Source organism: Hyphomicrobium sp. 2TAF46 (assembly GCF_052114865.1).
In the GTDB taxonomy this organism is placed as follows: Bacteria; Pseudomonadota; Alphaproteobacteria; order Rhizobiales; family Hyphomicrobiaceae; genus Hyphomicrobium_B.
The window spans coordinates 581,752-601,868 of record NZ_JBFRFO010000001.1; the positions used below are offsets into that span (position 1 = coordinate 581,752).

The 20,117-nt window shown below is 58.9% G+C and carries 15 protein-coding genes; 5 read left to right on the forward strand and 10 right to left on the reverse strand.

The features are described from left to right. Positions 1-5 precede the first annotated feature (5 nt). The 7 genes from AB4Z24_RS02680 to AB4Z24_RS02710 form a co-directional block, all read right to left on the reverse strand. Positions 6-1,748, reverse strand: coding sequence for a fumarate reductase/succinate dehydrogenase flavoprotein subunit (locus tag AB4Z24_RS02680; protein ID WP_441705760.1), 1,743 nt, complete (start codon positions 1,746-1,748; stop codon positions 6-8). Between the two features lie 154 nt (positions 1,749-1,902). Then, complete coding sequence (locus tag AB4Z24_RS02685) at positions 1,903-2,751, reverse strand: ABC transporter ATP-binding protein (RefSeq protein ID WP_441705762.1); 849 nt, start codon at positions 2,749-2,751, stop codon at positions 1,903-1,905. Further along, positions 2,748-3,545: an ABC transporter permease gene (locus AB4Z24_RS02690; protein WP_441705764.1), complete on the reverse strand. Its 798-nt coding sequence runs from the start codon at positions 3,543-3,545 to the stop codon at positions 2,748-2,750. Before AB4Z24_RS02690 ends, AB4Z24_RS02685 begins: the two co-directional genes overlap by 4 nt. Positions 3,546-3,555: 10 nt before the next feature. Continuing rightward, a complete protein-coding gene (locus tag AB4Z24_RS02695; RefSeq protein ID WP_441705766.1) occupies positions 3,556-4,968 on the reverse strand; it encodes an ABC transporter substrate-binding protein in 1,413 nt (470 codons plus the stop codon). A gap of 260 nt (positions 4,969-5,228) precedes the next feature. Next, on the reverse strand, positions 5,229-7,733 hold the full coding sequence (locus tag AB4Z24_RS02700; protein ID WP_441705768.1) for an EAL domain-containing protein: 2,505 nt from the start codon (positions 7,731-7,733) through the stop codon (positions 5,229-5,231). Positions 7,734-7,904: 171 nt separating this feature from the next. Then, complete coding sequence (locus AB4Z24_RS02705; RefSeq protein ID WP_441705770.1) at positions 7,905-8,291, reverse strand: hypothetical protein; 387 nt, start codon at positions 8,289-8,291, stop codon at positions 7,905-7,907. Positions 8,292-8,463: 172 nt separating this feature from the next. Continuing rightward, positions 8,464-8,985 (reverse strand): nucleoside deaminase, encoded by a 522-nt coding sequence (locus AB4Z24_RS02710; RefSeq protein ID WP_441705771.1) that lies wholly within the window; start codon positions 8,983-8,985, stop codon positions 8,464-8,466. 487 nt (positions 8,986-9,472) lie between these two features. Between AB4Z24_RS02710 and AB4Z24_RS02715 the strand changes: the two genes are divergently transcribed. Both AB4Z24_RS02715 and AB4Z24_RS02720 read left to right on the forward strand, forming a co-directional pair. After that, positions 9,473-11,821: an ATP-binding protein gene (locus AB4Z24_RS02715; RefSeq protein WP_441705773.1), complete on the forward strand. Its 2,349-nt coding sequence runs from the start codon at positions 9,473-9,475 to the stop codon at positions 11,819-11,821. A gap of 28 nt (positions 11,822-11,849) precedes the next feature. Beyond that, entirely contained in the window at positions 11,850-12,527 is a 678-nt protein-coding gene (locus tag AB4Z24_RS02720) for a response regulator (RefSeq protein ID WP_441705775.1), read from the forward strand. Positions 12,528-12,555: 28 nt separating this feature from the next. On the opposite strand, the gene AB4Z24_RS02725 is transcribed toward AB4Z24_RS02720, so the two are convergent. Then, entirely contained in the window at positions 12,556-12,987 is a 432-nt protein-coding gene (locus AB4Z24_RS02725) for a response regulator (protein ID WP_441705776.1), read from the reverse strand. A 248-nt stretch (positions 12,988-13,235) separates the two neighbouring features. Here AB4Z24_RS02725 and AB4Z24_RS02730 point away from each other — a divergent pair, with 248 nt between their 5' ends. Next, positions 13,236-13,955 carry a DUF1345 domain-containing protein gene (locus tag AB4Z24_RS02730; protein ID WP_441705778.1) on the forward strand — a complete coding sequence of 240 codons (720 nt, stop codon included), beginning with the start codon at positions 13,236-13,238 and terminating at the stop codon, positions 13,953-13,955. Positions 13,956-13,989: 34 nt separating this feature from the next. Here the strand turns inward: AB4Z24_RS02730 and AB4Z24_RS02735 are convergent, their stop codons facing one another. Then, positions 13,990-15,105 carry a beta-ketoacyl-ACP synthase III gene (locus tag AB4Z24_RS02735; protein WP_441705780.1) on the reverse strand — a complete coding sequence of 372 codons (1,116 nt, stop codon included), beginning with the start codon at positions 15,103-15,105 and terminating at the stop codon, positions 13,990-13,992. 360 nt (positions 15,106-15,465) lie between these two features. On the opposite strand from AB4Z24_RS02735, the gene AB4Z24_RS02740 reads away from it, so the two are divergent. Then, complete coding sequence (locus tag AB4Z24_RS02740) at positions 15,466-16,377, forward strand: alpha/beta hydrolase (protein ID WP_441705782.1); 912 nt, start codon at positions 15,466-15,468, stop codon at positions 16,375-16,377. Between the two features lie 253 nt (positions 16,378-16,630). Here AB4Z24_RS02740 and AB4Z24_RS02745 read toward each other — a convergent pair whose 3' ends face one another. Then, positions 16,631-17,515: an SDR family NAD(P)-dependent oxidoreductase gene (locus AB4Z24_RS02745; RefSeq protein WP_441705783.1), complete on the reverse strand. Its 885-nt coding sequence runs from the start codon at positions 17,513-17,515 to the stop codon at positions 16,631-16,633. Positions 17,516-17,819: 304 nt separating this feature from the next. Between AB4Z24_RS02745 and AB4Z24_RS02750 the strand changes: the two genes are divergently transcribed. Continuing rightward, positions 17,820-20,114, forward strand: a complete 2,295-nt coding sequence (locus AB4Z24_RS02750; RefSeq protein WP_441705785.1) for an ABC transporter substrate-binding protein — start codon at positions 17,820-17,822, stop codon at positions 20,112-20,114. Positions 20,115-20,117: the final 3 nt, after the last annotated feature.

Sequence of the window (20,117 nt, forward strand, 5' to 3'; positions counted from 1 at the left end):
ATGGGTTAAGCCCGCGCTTCGATGCGCTGGCGGTAATAAATGTCCTTTTCATCGTCTTCGATCGGCACGACGTAAGGATCGACAGCTCGCTTTTCGCAAGTCATCCGGCCATCGGTTTTGCCGAGAAGCGTGTGACAGAACCAGTTCTCATCATCGCGGCCAGGATAATCCGTACGCAAATGATAGAGCCCCCAACGGCTCTCGGTTCGAAACAGCGAAGAGCAGGCAGCCATATCCGCGCAGTCCAGGATCGACGACGCTTCCAGCGCCCGGAGAAGCTCATGAGCGTTGCGGGCGATCATCCCCTTTTCCATGTCCTCGCGAACTTCGGCAAAGCGGGACTGTGCCAGCCGGTACTTTTGCGGCACCTTCGGAGGTTGCAGATAGTCGTTCACGAAACGGCGCGTCTTGTATTCGATCTGGTTGGGCGGAATACCGTCTTCGCGCCGCGTCGGCGCCAGAACGCGCTCTCGCTCGCGCGCGACATCATCCGGATCGTAAGCTGCGAAGTCGACGTCTTGGGCAAAGTCACTGGCGTGCTGGCCTGCGATCGACCCGTTGGTGAAGGCGCCGAGCATATAGCTGTGTGGAACGCTCGCCATATCGCCGGCGGCGTAAAGACCGGGCAAGGTCGTCCGCGCAAATTCATCGACAAAGACACCCGAGGCGCTATGCCCCGAACAGAATCCGATTTCGGAAACGTGCATTTCGATCTTGTTACTGCGGTAGTCGGTTCCCCGATTGGCGTGAAACTGCCCGCGCGACGGCCGCTCGACCTTATGCAGAATAGATTCGATTTCCGAGATCGTGTTCTCGTGCAAATGATTGAGCTTCAGGTAGACGGGCCCCTTCCCGGACTGCAGCTCGTTGTAGAACTCGAGCATCATCTGCCCTGACCAGTAATCGCATTCAATGAAGCGCGCGTCCTCGTTATTGACCGTGTACGCTCCGAATGGTCCGGCGACATAGGCACAAGCCGGCCCGTTGTAATCCTTGATCAGCGGATTGATCTGGAAACACTCGAGGTTCGCGAGCTTCGCGCCGGCGTGATAGGCCATCGCATAACCGTCACCCGAATTGGCGGCATTCTCATAGGTGCCGAAAAGATAACCCGAGGCCGGAAGGCCGAGGCGTCCCGCGGCCCCCATGCATAAGATGACGGCCTTCGCCTTGATGACGAGGAACTCCGCCGTTCGCGTATTGACCGCGATCGCGCCTGCCACCCGGCCATCGTTGCCCTGAAGCAGTCTCGTCGCAATGTAACGGTTCGAGATGAGAAGCTGCACGCGCCGAAGCTGGCGGTAAAGCGCCTTCTTCACCGTATCGCCATTGGGCATCGGCAGCACGTAGGTGCCGAGATGATGCACCTTCTTGACGTCGAAGTCGCCGTTCTCGTTCTTCTGAAAGCGAATGCCGTATTTATCGAGTTCTTGGATGATGGAGTAACATTGCTCCGCGTATTTCAGAACGGCCTTCTGGTTGACGATGCCGTCGTTCGCGATGGTGATCTCTCTCGTATATTGCTCGGGCGTGGCGTGACCGGGAATAACGGCGTTGTTCAACCCGTCCATTCCCATGCTGATGGCGCCTGAACGCTTGACGTTCGCTTTCTCGAGCAAAATCACCTTGGCGTTCGGATTTTTCATCTTGGCCTTCAGCGCCGCCATTGGCCCCGCCGTCCCGCCACCGATTACAAGGACGTCGCACTCAACCTCGGTGAGGCCATCGACGATCTTGTCCAAGCTCATGAGATCCCCGTCACTGATAGATTCGCCGCGATCGTCATCAGATGCGCTGCTGAAACATCCAGAATGATGTCTAAAACTTCTAAACGCGGCCTAGCGCGATGCCGTACCAAGAAAAACTGCAGTCGATATCCGATTACTTCATAAGGAGTGGGCGTCAGCTCCGCGCGTCTGCTGCTATCCCCAATGGGCTGAGCCGCTGCAGCACATTGCGATCTAGCGTCGATCGCAAAAGCGAAAGACAGTGCGCCTTCAACTTCCCGAACTCCTGCGAAGCCATGATTTCCGTCGGACGAGGACGTGCGAACGGAACTTCGATCACTTCGAGAATCCGGCCGGGGCGTGGGCTCATCACGATGATCCGGTCCGCCAGAAACAACGCTTCATCGATATCGTGCGTCACGAACACGATGGTTGTCGGCACGCGTTGCCAGATTGCGAGCAACAGCTCCTGCATCATCAATCGCGTCAACGCGTCGAGCGCGCCGAACGGCTCGTCCATCAGCAGAAGTCGCGGCCGGTTGACAAGCACGCGCGCAATTTCAACGCGCTGTTGCATGCCGCCGGAAAGCTGCTTCGGATAGCGATGGGCGAAGTCGCTCAAGCCGACGAGTTCAAGCATCTCACTCGCCAGCCGCCGCCGCTCCGCCTTGCCGATACCGCGCATCTTCGGCCCGAACGCGACGTTGTCCCGCGCCGATTTCCACGGAAAAAGCGTGTGATGCTGGAAGACGATGCCGCGATCGGGATGCGGCCCCCCAACGTTCTCGGAATCGACATGAAGACTGCCGTTCGCAATCTTTATGTGCCCGGCAAGCGCGCCGAGAAGCGTTGACTTCCCGCACCCCGAAGGGCCGAGTATGCATACGAATTCGCCCGGCTCGATGGCGAAGCTGACGTCGTGCACAGCCTCGAAGGCATCCGCGCCATTCCCAAGCGTGATCGAGACATGCTCGACGTCGATGCGGCCGCCCTTCTGCCCCGCGCTGAGTTCACGACGGCTCATCGGCGCAATTCCTCGGGCGTATGCCACGGCGTCAACGCCGCTCCAATTCGACGCAAAAGATAGCTGCTTCCCATGCCGAGCAACCCGATCAGCACCATTCCAAGGACGATATCGGCATAGTTCTGCAGCGTGTACGATTCCCAGGTGAAATAGCCGATGCCGAATTGCCCGGAGATCATCTCCGCGGTGATGAGGCAGAACCAGGATGTGCCCATGCCGACCGCAAGCCCCGTGACGATGCTCGGCGCCGCGCCGGGTAAAATCACTTCCCACAGGATGGCATTCCGTGTTCCGCCGAGGCTGCGCGCGGAAGCAATGAGACGCGGGTCGACGTTCTCAACGCCGTGCACCGTATTGAGAAGTATCGGAAACACCGCGCCTATGAACGTGATGAAGATCATCGAAAGCTCGGACGACGGAAACATCAGGACGGCGAGCGGTATCCAGGCAACCGCCGGTATCGGCCGCAACAATTCGAGGGGCGGCGACAGGAGATCCGACGCCCGCCTCGATTTTCCGATCGCAAGCCCCAATCCGATGCCGACCACGACAGCAATCGCGTAACCGGCGAATACGCGTATCAAACTGGTGCCGATGTGGGCGAAAACCTTTGGCGATTTTGCGAACTCGATAGCCGCAAAAAAGACATCGGTCGGCGCCGGGACGTTGGCGAACGTGATGATCCCGAGATTGATGCGAAAGCGGGAAGCCGCCTGCCACGCAAGGAGGCAGACGGCGACCGAAATTGCCCTTACGATCCAACGACCGTAGGCTGCTTCAGATGACTGGGCCAACCTATCGGCCTCAGTTGCTTGCGAGCACAGCGGCGCGCGCTCCATTGTAGTCGAGCACCTTGCCGCCGTGGTTCTTAGCCCATGCCTCGGCGCTTGCTTTGAGCAGGAAGGCAGTCACTTCCCCGCTATCCGTGCGCACGAACCACGACTTGGCGCCAAGCAGCTTGATGCCGCTCTCACGATCTTGCGCGTAGAAAACCCGGATCGTCTTCCCCTGGGCTTCGAAGGCCTTGGCCGCTTTGAATGCGTTTTCTGCCGATGCATAGTGATGGACGAGGGGCTCATCTTTGATCCAGATCTGCGCCACCCGCTTCGGATCCTTAATCTCTTCGCCGGTAAGCGCATCCTTGGCCTTCAGCGGCAGCTGCTCGTAATTCTTGAGATGCGCCTCATAATCGAGACCCGCCTCCTTGAATGCTTCTTTAATGTACCGGTCGGAGATGAACGTGTTGATGTCGAGCCCCTGATCCGTCTTCTTCAGAAGCTTCAACGTCTCGATCGCCGCCGCTACGTCCTGACGGAACTCAGGCTTCCAGGTCAGGTCGCGCGTCTGCAATCCGAGAGGGCCGTGGAAGAGATAATCGACTTCCGCTTCAACGCCCGTCACCTTGGCGATCAACTCGCTGTATTTTTCGGGCTCTTCGGCAATCCGGCGATCTGCTTCGATCGCCGCGCGCAGGTACGCGACAACGATCTCTGGATATTTTTCGGCATAAGCCGCGTCGACAAGTGCTCCATGAAGGGTTGGACTTGTCACCTGCGAACCGTCAAGGATCTTGCGGGCAAAGCCGCGCCACGGGAAGAGCTCGGCATAGGGAACGAAATCGGCATGAGCGTCGATCTTGTTCGCCTGCAACGCCGGGCCCGCAACTTCCGGCGCTTGAGTGATGATCGTGACGTCCTTTTCCGGGTCCCAGCCCTGCGCCGCTACAGCCCTGAGCAGGAGCGCGTGAGAGGTCGAGGCGAAGGGAACCGATATGGTCTTGCCCTTCAGCTCGGAAAACGACTGGATCGGTGAATCAGCCGGAACGACGACGCCGTTGCCGCTGCCCTTCACGCTACCCTGAAGCACGGTGATGAAAATGCTCTTGCGGCCGGCCTTTTCGTGAGCGACGCCATTGAGCACGCCCGGAAAGTCGGCCATGACGCCAAAGTCCAGCTTGCCGGCGATCTGTTCATTGGTGATCGGCGCGCCGCTCGTGAAATTCTTCCACTGAATATCATACGTCACGTCTTTGTACTTGCCGTCGTGCGGCAGGTATTTCTCGAGCAGCTTTTCCTCGCGGATGATCAGCCCGCCGGTCGCGGTATTGATAGTCGCGTCCTGCGTGCCGATAGCAACGCGGATCGTCTCGGCCTGCGCGGCAGAGGCGGCGAAACTCGCCGTCATCATCAAGGTAGCGAGAAGCGACCGAATACGCATCATAGTCCCCCAATTCAAAAGCCGTCGCGATTGTCCGTCGACACTTCGTCGGCTCAGCGCGATTTCGGAGGAACTTTGCAGTTGCGTATATGCGCAGTAAAGTCCTGATCGAGACTTCCGTTAGACGGATTTCTGCTAAGAAATCCCGGTTTTTTAACGAGTAGATCGATGCCCCTCAAACGGCGGCCGTCGCCCTCCGCTGAAGCGGATTCTTGATCACAATTGCGCGCGGCAAATGCCTATGGCGAACGCAACGAGCTTTAAACGGCCACTTGCTCTAACGCGCATTCCTGCATCGCTAGCAGCGCGCGAATCTCTTTCGCGGGCTTTGGCTTGCTGAACAGATAGCCTTGAACCTCGGTGCAACCTTCGTGACGAAGCTGCGCGAGTTCCGCTTCCGTCTCGACGCCTTCGGCCGTAGTTGCCATTCCAAGCGCATTTCCGATGTTTGCAACCGCTCGCACGATCGCGATCGAATCCGGATTGCCGGCGAGATCCTGTATGAATGATCGATCGATCTTGATCTTGTCGAAGGGAAATTTGCGCAGGTAGCCGAGGCTTGAGTATCCCGTGCCAAAGTCGTCCATCGAAATGCGAACGCCGAGCGCACGCAAATCGTTGAGCATCGCGACCGTCGATTCCGTATCGTGCAGCATGACAGTTTCGGTGATTTCGAGTTCGAGCCTCGCGCCGGGCAACCCGGACTTGCCCAACGCGCCAATAACCTGCAGCACGAGAGCATTATTCTTGAACTGCAACGGCGATAGATTGACCGCGACCTTGATGTGCGCCGGCCATGTCATCGCGTCGGCGCAAGCACGGTTCAACACCCAGTTGCCGATAACTCCGATGAGACCGATCTCCTCGGCGAGCGGAATGAAGTCGGCGGGCGACACCATTCCGCGAGTTGGGTGCTGCCAGCGGATGAGAGCTTCGCAGCCGCTGATCTCGTCCGTCTCGAGACGGATCAGAGGCTGATAGTAAAGCTCGAGTTCGTCGTTCTCGATTGCCTTGCGAAGATCGAGTTCGAGCGCACGCCGTTCCTGCATTTTGGAGTCCATGCCCGGCTCGAAGAAATGATAGGTCCCTCGGCCAGCCTCCTTGGCCTGATACATGGCCATGTCAGCGTTTTTGATGAGCTGGTCAGCGGTGTCACCGTCTCCCGGCGCCATCGCGATTCCGATGCTGACGCCAATGGCGACATGATGGCCCTGAACTTCAAATGGAGCGCTCAACGCGGCGATGATGCGTTCGGCCAGCATCGTGGCACCGACGGGCTGCTCTGAGTCGGCCTGCACAACGGCGAATTCGTCGCCGCCGAGCCGCGCGACGAGATCATGCTTCCTGACACATCCGCGGAGCCTGCCGGCGACCGCTTGCAGCAAAGCATCGCCGACGGGGTGGCCGAGCGTATCGTTGACCGTTTTGAAGTGATCGAGATCGAGGCAAAGGATTGAAACGACCCGGCCGTCCTGAGTTCCCTTCAGCGCCGCCTCCATCGCGTCGCGGAAGCGCAATCGATTGGGGAGATCAGTCAGCGCATCGTGATGAGCCATATGGGCGATCTTGGCGTCGACCTCCCGTCGCTCCGTTATGTCCTCGTGAACAGCAACCGATCCGCCGTCGAGCATGGGTTGATGCGAGACGGCAATGAACTGCCCGCCCGGAAGCTCATCGACCATATAAATGGGCTTACGCTCCCGGACCGCAGCGATACGGTCCTCGATGGAATAGCATTCGACTTGCGGAAAGCGGCCATTGGCGCGGCGGACCTGCAAGATCGTTCGAAGCGGAGTTCCGGGAACGACTTGTTCGGGCTTCAATTCATAGAGTTCGGCATAACGGCGATTGCAAATGATCAGGTTTTGGTCGGCGTCGAACATGCACAGGCCCTGCGGCAGGTTGTTGATCGCGGCATCGACGCGCGCGTATTGAACTGCCAAGCTTTCCTGCGCCGCCGCGAGTTTCGCGATCATCGATTGGAAGGCGCGAGCGAGCGTACCGATCTCATCGGCCCGAGAGAGCGTTCTGTCTCCCTGTGAGTAGGTCAGTTCACCGCCCTCGCGAATACGCAACGCGTTTGCGCTGAGCTGCCGCAACGGGCGGGCAACGGAATAGTGAGCGAGCGCAAGCGCAAGCACGACGATAAGCAACGTACCCACAGCCAGCGCCGTGATGATGATGTTCAATTCGGAAGCTTGCTCGTTCTGCGCCTGAGCGAGCGTATCTCGAGATTCACCACCGAGAATGTTCGTCAGCCGGTTCAATTGCGAAAGTGTGTCGTCGAGCGCCGCCTCGAAGCGAAGATCGAGCATCCCGTCCACGCGGCCGTGTTTGTCACCGGACAATATCGCGTCGCGGATCTCATGCGCCGTCGCCTCGACGTGCTGGAGTTTGCTGCGAATGACGTCGCAATCCTGCGCACGCGTCGGGAAATAGATCGCAACTGCGTGCAACCATTGGCGCACGGCCGCGATTTGATTGTCGATCTCGTTGATGGCGGTGCGTGACGCATCGGGGTCGGACGCGGCCATGCTCTTGTAGGTCGCCACGCCGATATTGTTCAAAGCGGTCTTGGCCTCAGCCAATGCGAGGCGAGCCGGCGCGACCCGCTCGACCATCGTCCGATTGACGTGATCGAGATTCTGCGCGCCCTGCAAAACATACCAATTGGCCAGCGCCGATAGCGCTCCCAAGGTGAGGATAAGGACCGCAGCTTTCGCAGCAATGCCGGTAGGGATGGAGATCGTAGCGCTCAATTTCATGGGACGAATGTACCGTTGGGTTCGGCAAGGGAATTATGCGAAAAGAGTTTGCGAATCGCTAACACATTGAAACAGCGACGTATTTTCGCGCTATAATGACAGTTTGATGACATGCTGCGGCGTCAAGATCTCAGCGGCCGCTCTGCCGTCAGTGCGTTGCAGGCTGCAAATTTATCGCGGCGACATGTGATAGGCGATGACGAGCAGGCTCGTCAGGACCGAGGAAAACAAGCCGGCAAAACCGCCGATCCAGGCCGGCGAAGGTTCGTGAACCAGCGTCGCTACGACAAAGCCAGCGAGGCTTCCGGCAAAAGATGAAACGACCGCGAAAATGAAAACGGATGTCGGCAACGCCTCCTCGTATTCGCCGACTCCGATACCCTGCTCGACGAGCGTATTTCGCGCCACGGCTCCTGCGATCGTGCCGGAGAGGCCTGAGAGAACCGCAAGAAGAGCGTTGGGCTCCATCGCATTGCCGAACACCATGCCCAACAGGGCCCCGACGACCGTTCCGACAACAAGAACCACCAGCAAGCTCACCATCGTTATACCGGCCATGTTCCACCTCTTCCGCGATGTGCGCATGTCAGCATAGCTCTCGTTCCGTTAGCGCCGCGAAACGTAGCATTAACGAGCGACGCCGGCGCGGCGATCACGGAAGAGGTCCCAGACGAGCGAAACAGAATCTAAAGACGCATCCGCAAATTTGAAAAGCCTTGGTGTTGATGCGCTATTTGAACAATCGCAAGGCGTCTTCCGGGAGCACGGGACCAGAAATCTCAATTGGCACGAACGAGGCCTTTGACGCTACGTCTTCTGCCGACAGCATGATCTGGCCGACCTTCGTCGAGAGTTGTTGGAGCGGCGCGGCGTAGACGAGCCGTCCGATACCGCACCACAAAATGGCACCCATGCACATGCAGCAAGGCTCGCCCGACGTGTAGAGCGTGGTACCCTCAAGCATGTCCGGGCCGTGAGATGAGAGAAAGGCCCGGATCGCTACCATCTCGCCGTGAGCAGTGGGATCGCGATCTGCGCGCGTACGATTATGGCCGCGCGCAAGCACCTCTCCATTTCTGACAATCACCGCGCCGAACGGAAACTCGGCTTTGGCCGCTTCCTCGATCGCGATCTTCATGAAGCGCGCATCGTCCGGCATCACCGGCGCCTGACGCGCCTGAGAATCGTTCGAGCCGGCAATCGCGGCTGCGACGAGCGTTAATCCGCCTCGCAGCACTTTGCGTCGATGCATTCTTTTCCCCCATTGTCGATGCTGGGTCCTGGAGACCCATTTTTCCCGGCCACGCCCTGAAAAGCGAACCCCAAGCAGATTCACTTTACCAAAAATTAAAGCTGTAGGATGCGGCAAGCCGGTAGAAGCAACGGGGCCCGGCTTGGGGGGTAAGCCGGGCCCCTGCTATCGAAAGCAGCGCGTTGGGTGGGTGAGGGACGGCGCTCGCTTACGACAAAGCGGATCCGCCTAACGTGAGAGACCAATGACGATAGGGCCATGGATCCGCTTGGCAATCCATGTTTGCGCCGGTTGAATTATTGGTACCACTCAGCCCGGCGGTCTAAGGTCAATGACCATTCGCTAGGCCGGATGGCCTATTGTCGAGCCAGCAAGGTTTCCAGCGAAGGCTGCGCTCTTGCGCCTCCGGCGGAGCGTCGGAAAACCCGCTTGATCTCCGTTCGGATTAAGTTGGAGGCTATCGTCGTTTAGGAACAATCGAGATCCGATGCGTCGTATTTCATTGAAGGTTCTGATTGCAGCAGCGATTTCCGTCGTATCGCTTTTGCTGACGATCGCCATATCCTATGTCATCGGACACGATGCCGTCAGCCGGCTCGAGCTGGAGATCGGACAGTCCCTCGCGCTGTTGGCAGATGAAATGCAAGACAAGCTTGATCGCGCCGTGTTCGAACGGCTGCAGTCTCTCGACAACATGGCGGCCATCGGCAAGATTCTTCAAAAGACGGACACGCCCGAGGCCTTGCGCGCCTCCCTCGAAAGATTTCGGAGTGCATATTCGGATTATTCCTGGATCGGATTTGCCGATCATAACGGAAAAATTCTGAGTGCCACGCACGGCGAATTCGAAGGACTGAACGTCAGCAATCAGCTTTGGTTCAAGAAGGGCGTTCAGGAGCCCTACGTGGGAGACGTCAAGCTCCCGGTTGGACCGCCACGCGAGGGGCACTCAACGTCGGACTTTATCGATCTCGCTGTTCCGATTGTAGATGCAGATTCGAATGTCGGTGTCCTCGGCGCCACCTTGAGCGCGGACTGGGCAGAAGAAGTTCGCGACACACTCCTCGGCAGCATGAAGGATGCAATCCCGGCGGACGTCATTGTCCTCAACGAAGCACGGCAGGTTCTCTTCGGTCCGGATGACATCACGGGAATGACATTGGATTTGCCGAGCATACGCGCCGCGCGTCCGGGCAACGCGAGCTTTGCCGTAGAACAGTGGCCGGACAACACATCATACGTGACGGGATTTTCCAAAAGTGACGGCTACCGGTCCTATCCCGGCCTCCGCTGGATTGTTCTGGTACGCGAGGATCAGAGACTTGCGTTTGCGCCGGTCAGAAGTTTGCAGACGAACATCCTAATTTGCGGCGGCATCGTCGCAGCCCTCGCGGCTCTCTTGGCTTGGATACTCGCGGGCAAGCTTTCGCAGCCACTCCTGCAGCTTGCCGACACCGCCGAGGGCCTGCGGCGTGGCCAGAAGCTCGAATTCCCCCAAGTTGGCGGCTACGAAGAAGCGCGCATTCTCTCCAAGTCTCTGCGCTCGCTCGTAAAGGAACTCGATGCGCAACGGAGTTCTCTCGCGACCGCAAACCAATCTCTCGAAAGTCAGGTGCGCGAACGAACGCAGCGCCTCGCCGAGCAAAATATCGGCCTCGAGCGCGCCAAGGCCGATGCCGAACTCGCGACCGAAGCCAAGTCTCGCTTTCTTGCGGCTGCAAGCCATGACCTGCGCCAGCCCTTGCACGCGTTGACGTTATTTGCCCGTGCGCTCGCCCGCCGTGTCAGCGGCGGCGAGGCGACGACGCTCGTCGCTCAGATGGAGGAAGGCCTACGCGGGTTGAAAGGCATGTTCGATGCGCTTCTCAACGTCTCGCGCCTGGATGCCAAGCTGATCGAACCCGTAAAAACACCCGTTTCGGTCGCCGAAATCATCGAGCGGATTTCCGTCGGCTCGAAGATTGAGGCCGAGCAGAACGGATTGAAGTTCGTAAGCCGCTCGCGCGACTGGATTATCGAAACCGATGCCGCGTTGCTCGAAACGATAATTCGAAATCTGGTTTCGAATGCCTTGAAATTTACAAAATATGGCGGGGTCATTCTCGCGGCCCGCGAACGCCACGGCCTACGCGTAATCGATGTCTTCGACACCGGCCCCGGACTCCCCGTTGAACATCGTGAAAGAATATTCGAGGAATTTTCGCGGGCCGATCAACGCGCCTATGGCATTAACGACGGTCTTGGGCTGGGTCTTTCAATAGCGCGCCGCTATGCCGAACTTCTCGATATGAAAATCCTTGTCGCATCCCGCGCCGGGCGCGGCTCCCGCTTCACGATCTTGCTGCCTCAAAGCCTGATGGTCGACGCGGCGCGCCGTCCTACGCCGGCAGCCAAGCCCGAAACCCATATTTACGGTGTCCGAATCCTCGTCCTCGATGATGACCCGCTCATTGTCGCAGCACTCAAGCGCGACCTCGAAGACCGTGGTAACCTCGCGTTCGGCTTCCAATCGGCTGCCGAAGCAGAAGCGGCGCTCGAGAAGGGCTTGGTGATCGACGCCGCGGTTCTCGACTTCGATCTCCGAGGGCCGGAGTCAGGCCTCGAATTCATCAAACGCATGGCAGCTAGACTGAATAGGGATATTCCGGCCGTTCTTCTTTCCGGAGGCACCGATTCTGCTACGCTGGCTGTTCTGGCAAGGTCCGGCCGGCCGTGGCTGACGAAACCGACTGACCCCGAACTTATCGCTGCGACGCTCAGCGCGCTTCTCAACGCACGTAAGGCTTCGCTAAAGGGCTTCACCGCTGAGTACGGAGCAAACGCAAGTGCCAGCTAATTTAGAAAAGACGAATTTAGAGAAAATGATGCCCACTCCCCAGCCCACTCCCCAGCGTGACGCGGTCTTGGTCGCCGACGATCACGGGCTATACCGGTCGGGCTTTGGATTTTTGCTGCGCGATCGAATGGGCTTTCGATCCGTCATCGAAGCATCGTCCTTCGATTCGGCCCTCGATCGTCTCGCCGAGACGCCGAATGTCGAGCTCGCGCTTTTCGATCTCGCGATGCCGGGTATATCAGGCCCGGAAGGCTTGCGCGTCGTGAAGGAAACCTATCCCGCCATTCGCGTCGCCATCGTTTCGGGATCGGAAGAACGCAACGACGTCGTGAAAGCCGTCGCTATGGGACTGAACGGCTATGTTCCGAAGTCGCTCGCGGATGACGAAATCGTCGGCGCACTGAAGGACATTCTGGACGGCCGCGTATTCGTACCGCGGTTCATGACGTCCGGTAACGCGGCCTCGCATCCTGCACGAGCGACCGCGGAAACGCCCTCTGGAAAGGGGGACCCCGGCGGTGGAGCCACCAACAAAGCCATTTCACCGCGCCAACGCGATGTCCTAGACTGTGTCCGCCGGGGCCTTTCGAACAAAGAGATCGCGCGGGAGCTGGATATCGCCGAAGGCACGGTAAAAATCCATCTCGCAGCTCTCTTTTCGCATTTCGGTGCTCGCAACCGTACCGAACTTGCGACGCGGAGCTAAGCTCCCGACACCACGTATCGGACCGCGCCTACGGCAAGGCCGGTCCGAGATTGTGAATAAGCCATCGATGCAGAATGTCCGGATCGAATGGCTTCCCGACAACCGGGAACGGCGAAGAAGCCCAGGCAGCGTCAGCGTGGCCCGTGGTGATAATGGTCGGAACCGCATGGCCGATCGATGCGACAAGAGCTTGCGCATCGCGAATGCCTCGCATCTCGCCGTCGATTTCGACGTCCGTAATAATTGCAGAAACGTGGTTCAGCCGATTGCCGAGCGTTTGAACGGCTTCCTGGCACGACCGGCCTGCGATACAGGAGTATCCCCAGTCATCGATCAGCATGGTCAGCGCCATGGACGAGCGATAGTCGTCTTCGATGACCACAATCAACGGACGCGTGGGGACCGCTGTTGACGCCAGCGAGGCAGATCCGGTTGCCTTCGCTGGGGTAGTGCTAGGCATCAAGTGAGCCTCCTATTCTTGCCGGACTTTCGGAGTGATGAGAGGCGCTTTTCGTTCAGGGGCCTAGTCAGCGGGAGGCTCTAGGCTTGTCGGTCTAGGCGGTCGAAACCGCTCGCCTGGCCGCTTTAACAACCAAGTTCCATAATAACTTGAGGACCTTGAACCGCTCGGCGAAGACCTATGATATTTGTACTCATGACAGCCTAACCCGCGCCGCGGCGTCAATTTCAGGACGTTTGATTCCCAACATGACCGATGCAATCACCACCGCTCGTAAGCGAGCCAAATGGTATAACCCCCGATCTATCGGCCGCTCGCTGGTGCTACGGCCCAGGGTCATGATCGCAGCGATCGTTGGCACGCTGGCTCTCATCGCGTTGCCGTCCTCGCTGCACCCATCCGTTCGCGAGGCGATCGCTTGGTGCCTGAGCGGTATGACATACCTCGCGATGACGTTCAGAGTGATGAGCGAATGTCATTCCGACAAGATCCGCACGCGCGCCGCCCGCCAGGACGACAGCGGCATCGTCATTCTGGTGCTCGTGCTTCTCGCAATTGCTTCAAGCTTCGCGGCGATATTGGGTTTGATTGCCGCCGCCAAGGGCGCCACCAATGAGGTCAAGCTTTTCTTCGTAGGTCTTGCCGCCGCCACTATCGTCATCTCATGGCTCGTGACACAAGTGGCGTTCACTCTCCATTACGCCCATGCGTACTATGCTCCGCGGCAGTTTTCCCAAATGAGCGAACGAGCCGTCTACCCACTGACGTTCCCCAACGAGCCGTCACCAGATTATTGGGATTTCTTCTATTTTGCATCGTCATTTGGGGCCGCCTCCCAAACCTCCGATGTCTCGATCAACAGCAAAGAGATCCGGCGTTTGTCAATTCTCCACGCCATCGTGTCCTTCTTCTTCAACACGATGGTTCTCGCGCTCACGATAAATCTCGCGGCCAGCCTCGCCTCTTGAACGGCAGCGGCGCGCGACGGCAGATCTCCGCTTTCTAGCGCTTCTCGACGAACACCGTGCCTGCCGAATAGCCCGCGCCAAACGAGCAGATAAGGCCAGTGTCGCCGCGAGCGAGATCTGCGCTCGCCGTGTGAAAGGCGATGATCGACCCCGCCGAACTCGTATTCGCGAAGGTGTCGAGAATGATGACGTTCTCCCGAGGCGTGGGCTCGCGTTCCAAGACCTTTCGTCCAATCATCTCGTTCATGTTGATGTTCGCCTGATGCAGCCACATCCGCTTGAGCGCCCTATGATCGAAACCGATGTCGCGCGCATGCTCGATAATCATCTCGATGACCATCGGCACAACCTCGCGATAGACCTTGCGGCCTTCCTGCACGAACAGCTTGTCCGGCGCGCCGATCCCTTCCGGCGCACACCGGTTTAGGAATCCGAAATTGTTCCGGATGTTGTTCGAAAACTGCGTCTTGAGACGCGTGCCGAGAATGTTCCATCCCCCAGTCGCGAGATCCGCATCGGTCAGAATGATGGCAGTCGCGACGTCGCCGAAAATGAAGTGGCTGTCGCGATCCCTGAAATTGAGATGACCCGAGCAGATTTCGGGATTGACCACGAGAACCGCCTTCACCGAACCGCCCGCAATGAAGTCGCTCGCGGTCTTGATGCCGAACGTAGCCGACGAACAGGCGACATTCATGTCGAATGCAAAACCTCCGATCCCGAGCGCGTTCTGAACTTCGATTGCCATCGCCGGATACGGCCGCTGCATGTTCGACGCCGCACAAATGACGGCGCCGATATCGCGAACGTCGCCGCCCCAGTTCGCAAGCGCGTCGCGAGCCGCAAGAACCGCGATCTCGCCCAGAACAGAAAGTTCTTCGTTCGGCCGTTCCGCAATGAGGGGGCGCATCACTGCCGGATCGAGTATGCCGGCCTTGTTGACGACATGCCGCGAGCGGATGCCCGACGCTTTCTCGATGAACTCTGATGATGACGGCAGTAACGGGGCGACGGTTCCCGCTGCGATTGCAGCATCGCTAGCCGCATTGAACTCACGCACATAAGCGTTGAAGGCCGTAACGAGCTCGTCGTTCGATATGCTGTCCGGCGGGACATAAATCCCGGTCGCAGCGATGACGGGTTGATGCACGGGCGTTTCCAATTCCCCTTCGGGCCTGCTCTCGCGTGCCCATTCGTTTTTGTTGTCGTGTCGAACTTAGCATGCAGGTCTCCACGCCAGGACACACGACGCAAGCCCTTTAACCAAAAAGCCGTCGTTAACAGTGAAATAGCGGAGGAGATGCGCACGCCGCCCCCCGCGTGCGCTCCCTCTGCCATCGGAACCAGCATTTGTCGATGCCGGGAAAGGGCTATGCCCTGCGATCATGTTCCCAGGGTAACTCGGCACTCTGAGTTTCTCTCATCAAACCCTCGGCTTGTCGCCTGCGGAACAGCCCCGCCTCCCCCCTGAACTTAAAGCTCGTCTCGAAGACGAAAGGGAGACGACGCCATGTCCGCAGAGATCACCAAGTTAGTGGCCGCCACGGCAAGCCTGACAGCTTCGAAGGAGGCAGCCGCCAAGGACACGACGTATCGCATCGCGGGCGGCAAGGTCGGTGTGTTGCTGATCCACGGTCTCTGCGGCACGCCTGCCGAAATGCGCTTCGTCGCCATGGGTCTCGCCCGGGCGGGTTACACGGTTCATTGCCCGACCCTCGCCGGACACGGTGGCTCGCGCCAGGATCTCGTCAAGACGACGTGGCAGGATTGGTACCGCAGCGCCGAAGCGGCTCTCGATGAAATCCGCAAGGAATGCGATACGGTGATCGTCGGCGGCCTCTGCCTCGGCAGCCTCGTCGGCCTGAACCTTGCGGCCAACAACCGTGACAAGGTCCAGGGCGTAGCGCTCTTCTCACCGACCCTCTGGATCAACGGCTGGGCGATGCCCTGGTACACCAAGCTCTTTTCGCTCGTTCGTTCGCGCTGGATTGCAAACCTGATGCAGTTTCCCGACGCGGCCTCGCTCGGCATCAAATGCCCGCGCGTGCGGGACTTCGTCCGCGCCGCGCTCGCAGCCTCCGACGGCTCGGACCTCGGCACCGTCGGAACGCCCGGCGCCATGGTTCTCGAGCATCGCCGCCTCGCCTCGGCGGCGAAAAAAATCCTCGGCAAGATCGCTCAGCCCACGCTCATCATCCATTCGCGCGAGGATGACTACGCAAACCTGAACAATGCCGTTTACGTGCAGGCCAACCTGGCAGCGCCCGCCGATCTCGTTGTGCTGGACGATAGCTATCACATGGTCACGCTCGACAAGCAGCGCCATGTGGTTGTCGAAAAGACGCGTTCTTTCGTCGAGCGCATCGCAGCGAGCGTCAGCACCGCATTGGCGGGCGGCTCGGAAGCAATGCAGGCTGCCTGATCGAAAAGAAGACGCGACAAAAGCAAAATGCGCTCGCACGCCGCGCTTATCACCACGTCAAAATGCAGCGCGGCTACGCGCTGGTCCATCGAGCCCGAAAGAGCCCGTTCAAACCTGCGAAGCGCAGCCGCGTCGGGAACCCCGGATACGCGAAACCTCATTCCGGAGCCCGTATACACTTAGCGCGAAATTGGTTGCCAGAATGCAAACATTTCAAATTATTGCACGCAGCGCGGCCGAAATTAATGCGGCCTTAATTTTCCGGTCGCCGCAAAAGCCAATAGACGAGCGGCACGGTCAGCGTGTGCGGCAACAGCTTCACTGCCAGATAGAAGAAGATATTGGAAATTCCGGGCACGATGACCCGGTTGCCGAACATGAAGCCACGATAAGCGCTGCGCGCCACCCTGTCGGCCGACATCGAGGGCAACACCAGGCGATAAAGCGAACGCGCGGCGCCCATCTCTTCGTGAAAGTCCGTGTCGACCGGCCCCGGCAGAAGCGCCGAGATCCTGACCCCGCAGCCGGAATATTCGCTCGCGACTGCTTCCGTCAGCGATACGACGTAGGCTTTGCTGGCATAGTAAGCGGCTTGGTTCGGCCCCGGCACATCCGCCCCGAGCGACGCGACGTTCAGCACCCCGCCCCGTTGGCGCGCCAGCATGTCCGGCAACACCGCGTGCATTAGACGTGTCACGGTCTCGACATTTATGCCAATCAGCCGCGAAAGATCGGCCTCGGCGTGACTGAGGAAGGGTCCGGCCAATCCCATTCCCGCATTGTTGACGAGCACGTCGAGATATAACCCGGCGTCGCTGAGGCCCCGATTGATCTCATCCACTGCGCCAAGTTGGCTGACGTCGCACGCGATCGCCGTAACCGTGGAGCCTTTCGATGGCTTCAGGTCGCGCACGGCGGCGTCGAGCTTTGCCGCGTTACGTCCGACGATGACCGTATCACGGCCGGCTTCGAGAAAGCGTCGCGCCAGGGCCAAACCGATGCCGCTCGCCCCGCCAGTCACGACCACCGCTGGCCTCAAATGGGCGACCGCCGCGCGGGCTGTACGGACGCCCTGGGGATCGGCGGGCGACCACCACGGCCAAAAGAGCGACCGCCATGACGCCGAACTGTTCTGCATGTCTAAAATGACACCTATACACTTTCCAATATGGAAGCCGAGCGTAAGGAACCCACCTCCAGCCCGCAAGGCAGTTAACATCGATCACGGGCGCCGGGTCTCCCGCCACTTTCATCAAGCAAACACAAAGAACCGATCGCCAATTGCGGCAGCCGACCGCGAATACGCCCAACACAAACCAAAATTCTCCCCCTCTTTCATGCAAACCCTTATAAGCGCTCTGGGGTGACGAGCGCGATCAGGGCACGGCGATAAGGGGAATTCGAGCGGCAATTGCCGGTCCTCGAAAGAGCGGGTGGGAAACGTGCGATCGACATTGTCTGGAATTTTCGCGAAGGCACGTCGTCTGAAGCCGGTCACATATGCCGTTGCAGCCTTCGGCGCTGCTCTAGCGGCCACCGGTATCCTGACACCGGCAAACGTGCAGGCTGCCGAAGATGCGGAAGCGGCGCAACGTCCGCCCCTCGTCATGCAAATCTTCGTCACGACGAAAAACGATGACTGCTACGACAACGGACAATTTACGGCGATCAAGCGCCTCACGACGCTTGCACAACACCGCATCAATCGCGATGGCGGCATCGCCGGCCGCAGAATACTCGTAAACATTCTCGACGATCAACGCACGCAGCAGAAAACGACCGAGAACCTGGCAACCGCAATCGCCGATCCCCAGACGATTGCGATGATCGGCCTCTCGAATGCAACCCGTGCCAAGGCGGCTTTCGATGCGACGGGCAAAGATCTGAAAACAAGCGGCATCCCGTTCGTGTCAGACATCTCCGTAAACGACATCATAAAAGACTACCCGAATGTCTTCACAACGCGCGCATCCGAGGACGAGGAGCGCTTGCCCGTTATCGCCGAGTTCGTGAAACAATCGCATTTCGAGCGGCCGGCTTTCATCGGCATCCAGTCCGCACTCGCCAGCACCAATCTCGGCGATGGCCTGAACAAGTACCTCACCGGCGGCCTGACCGGCGACCATCGATTGCAACTCGTGGCCGACAAGCTCGATCCGGCCGAAGTCGCCGCCGCCGTCGCCGATTTGAAATCCAAGAACGTTGGAATCGTCTTCCTGGCCGTCGGCGGTGACCGCTTGAAAGACGTCGTGAAGCAGTTTCAGGACGCAGGCTTCACGCCGCCGCTGTTCGTCTCAGGCCGCATCGATGCGCTGGCAGGCAACGGCGCAGACTCCTATCCAAACGATGCCTATCAGCTCGCCTGGGACGGGTTGCCCGACGTCTACAGTGAGAGATTGCGCGAGCTCACCTGGAGCACGGCGTCTCCCGACCAGTGGATCTTCGAGGGCAGAAAGAACGCGAGCGCTCCCGGCTGGAAGGACGGAACCTGCAAACCGCGGGACGAGGACATCCCACTCAATGTCCTCGATAGCGACAACATGCGTGCCCTGTCCGTCGGCACACAGTACGCCGATATCGTCAGCCTAATTGCAGAGGCGGCGCGCTCTGCCGAGGTTACGGCCGCAATACCCGACGTTCGCAAGCTGATCGTCGAGCAGCTCGGAACCGCCTATGCGCCCGGCCGTGGCATATTCAAGGGACGGTTCGACAACTGGTCGTTCCAGCCCGCATCCCGCGCTGCAGCCCGCACGCCGATGATCCTCATGCTGCCGCACGGCCGCGGTCAGACTCAGCTCGCACCTTTCCAATTCCTGCATTTGCGCGATCAGAGCCTGCAGCGGATCGATACGCTTTATGCCGACATCGACCTCATTCGCGCCGAACGCATCGACGACACCGACAAGACGTTCTTTGCAAGCTTCTATCTCTCGATGAACGACCGCGGCGGCGCATCGATCGAGCAGATCGAGTTCGCAAACGCCTATTTGGAGCCGGGCTCGAACGATCGTCAGATAACCGTGCGCGCCCTGCACGACGGCAGTCAAAGCGCCGCCTACCCGGATCACATGAAGATCTACCAGGTGACGGGCAAGTTCGTGTATTCGCCAGATCTCAGTAACTATCCGTTCGATACGCAGCGCTTTTCGATCGATCTCCGGCCGAAGAGCGGCAACACCCCGTTCATCGTGCAACCGCCGCCGCTGAAGGTGCGCGATCATGTGGTGACCGTCGATGGCTGGGACCCGAAGGATCAATACGTCGGATACGACCAGGACTTCGTGCGCACGGTCGACGCGCAAACGCTGGAGCCGAGCGTCTTTCCTTTTTATAAGGCAAGCTTCGTCTGGCTGATGAAACGCGAAACGACGGATTACTTTCTTCGCGTCGTCGTGCCGTTGGGCTTCATCTTGATCATCGCGTATCTGTCGATTTTCATCTCGACCCATCACTTCGAGGCGATCGTGACCATACAGGTGACGGCATTGCTGTCCGCCGTCGCGTTGTATCTCGCGCTTCCAAAGCTCGACGCCAACACCGAGACGCTTTCGGACCGAATGTTCCTATTCACCTATCTGATGCTGAGTGTGATCATCGCCATCACGATCGCGCGCGAGAACAAGAGGATCGAACCGGTCCGATGGTTGAGAAGAGGACTTGTCTTCCTTCACATCGTCGCCGTCCCGGCAGCGGTCGTGGCAATGGCCTATTACGTCTATCTGGCAAGCATCGCCTAGAGC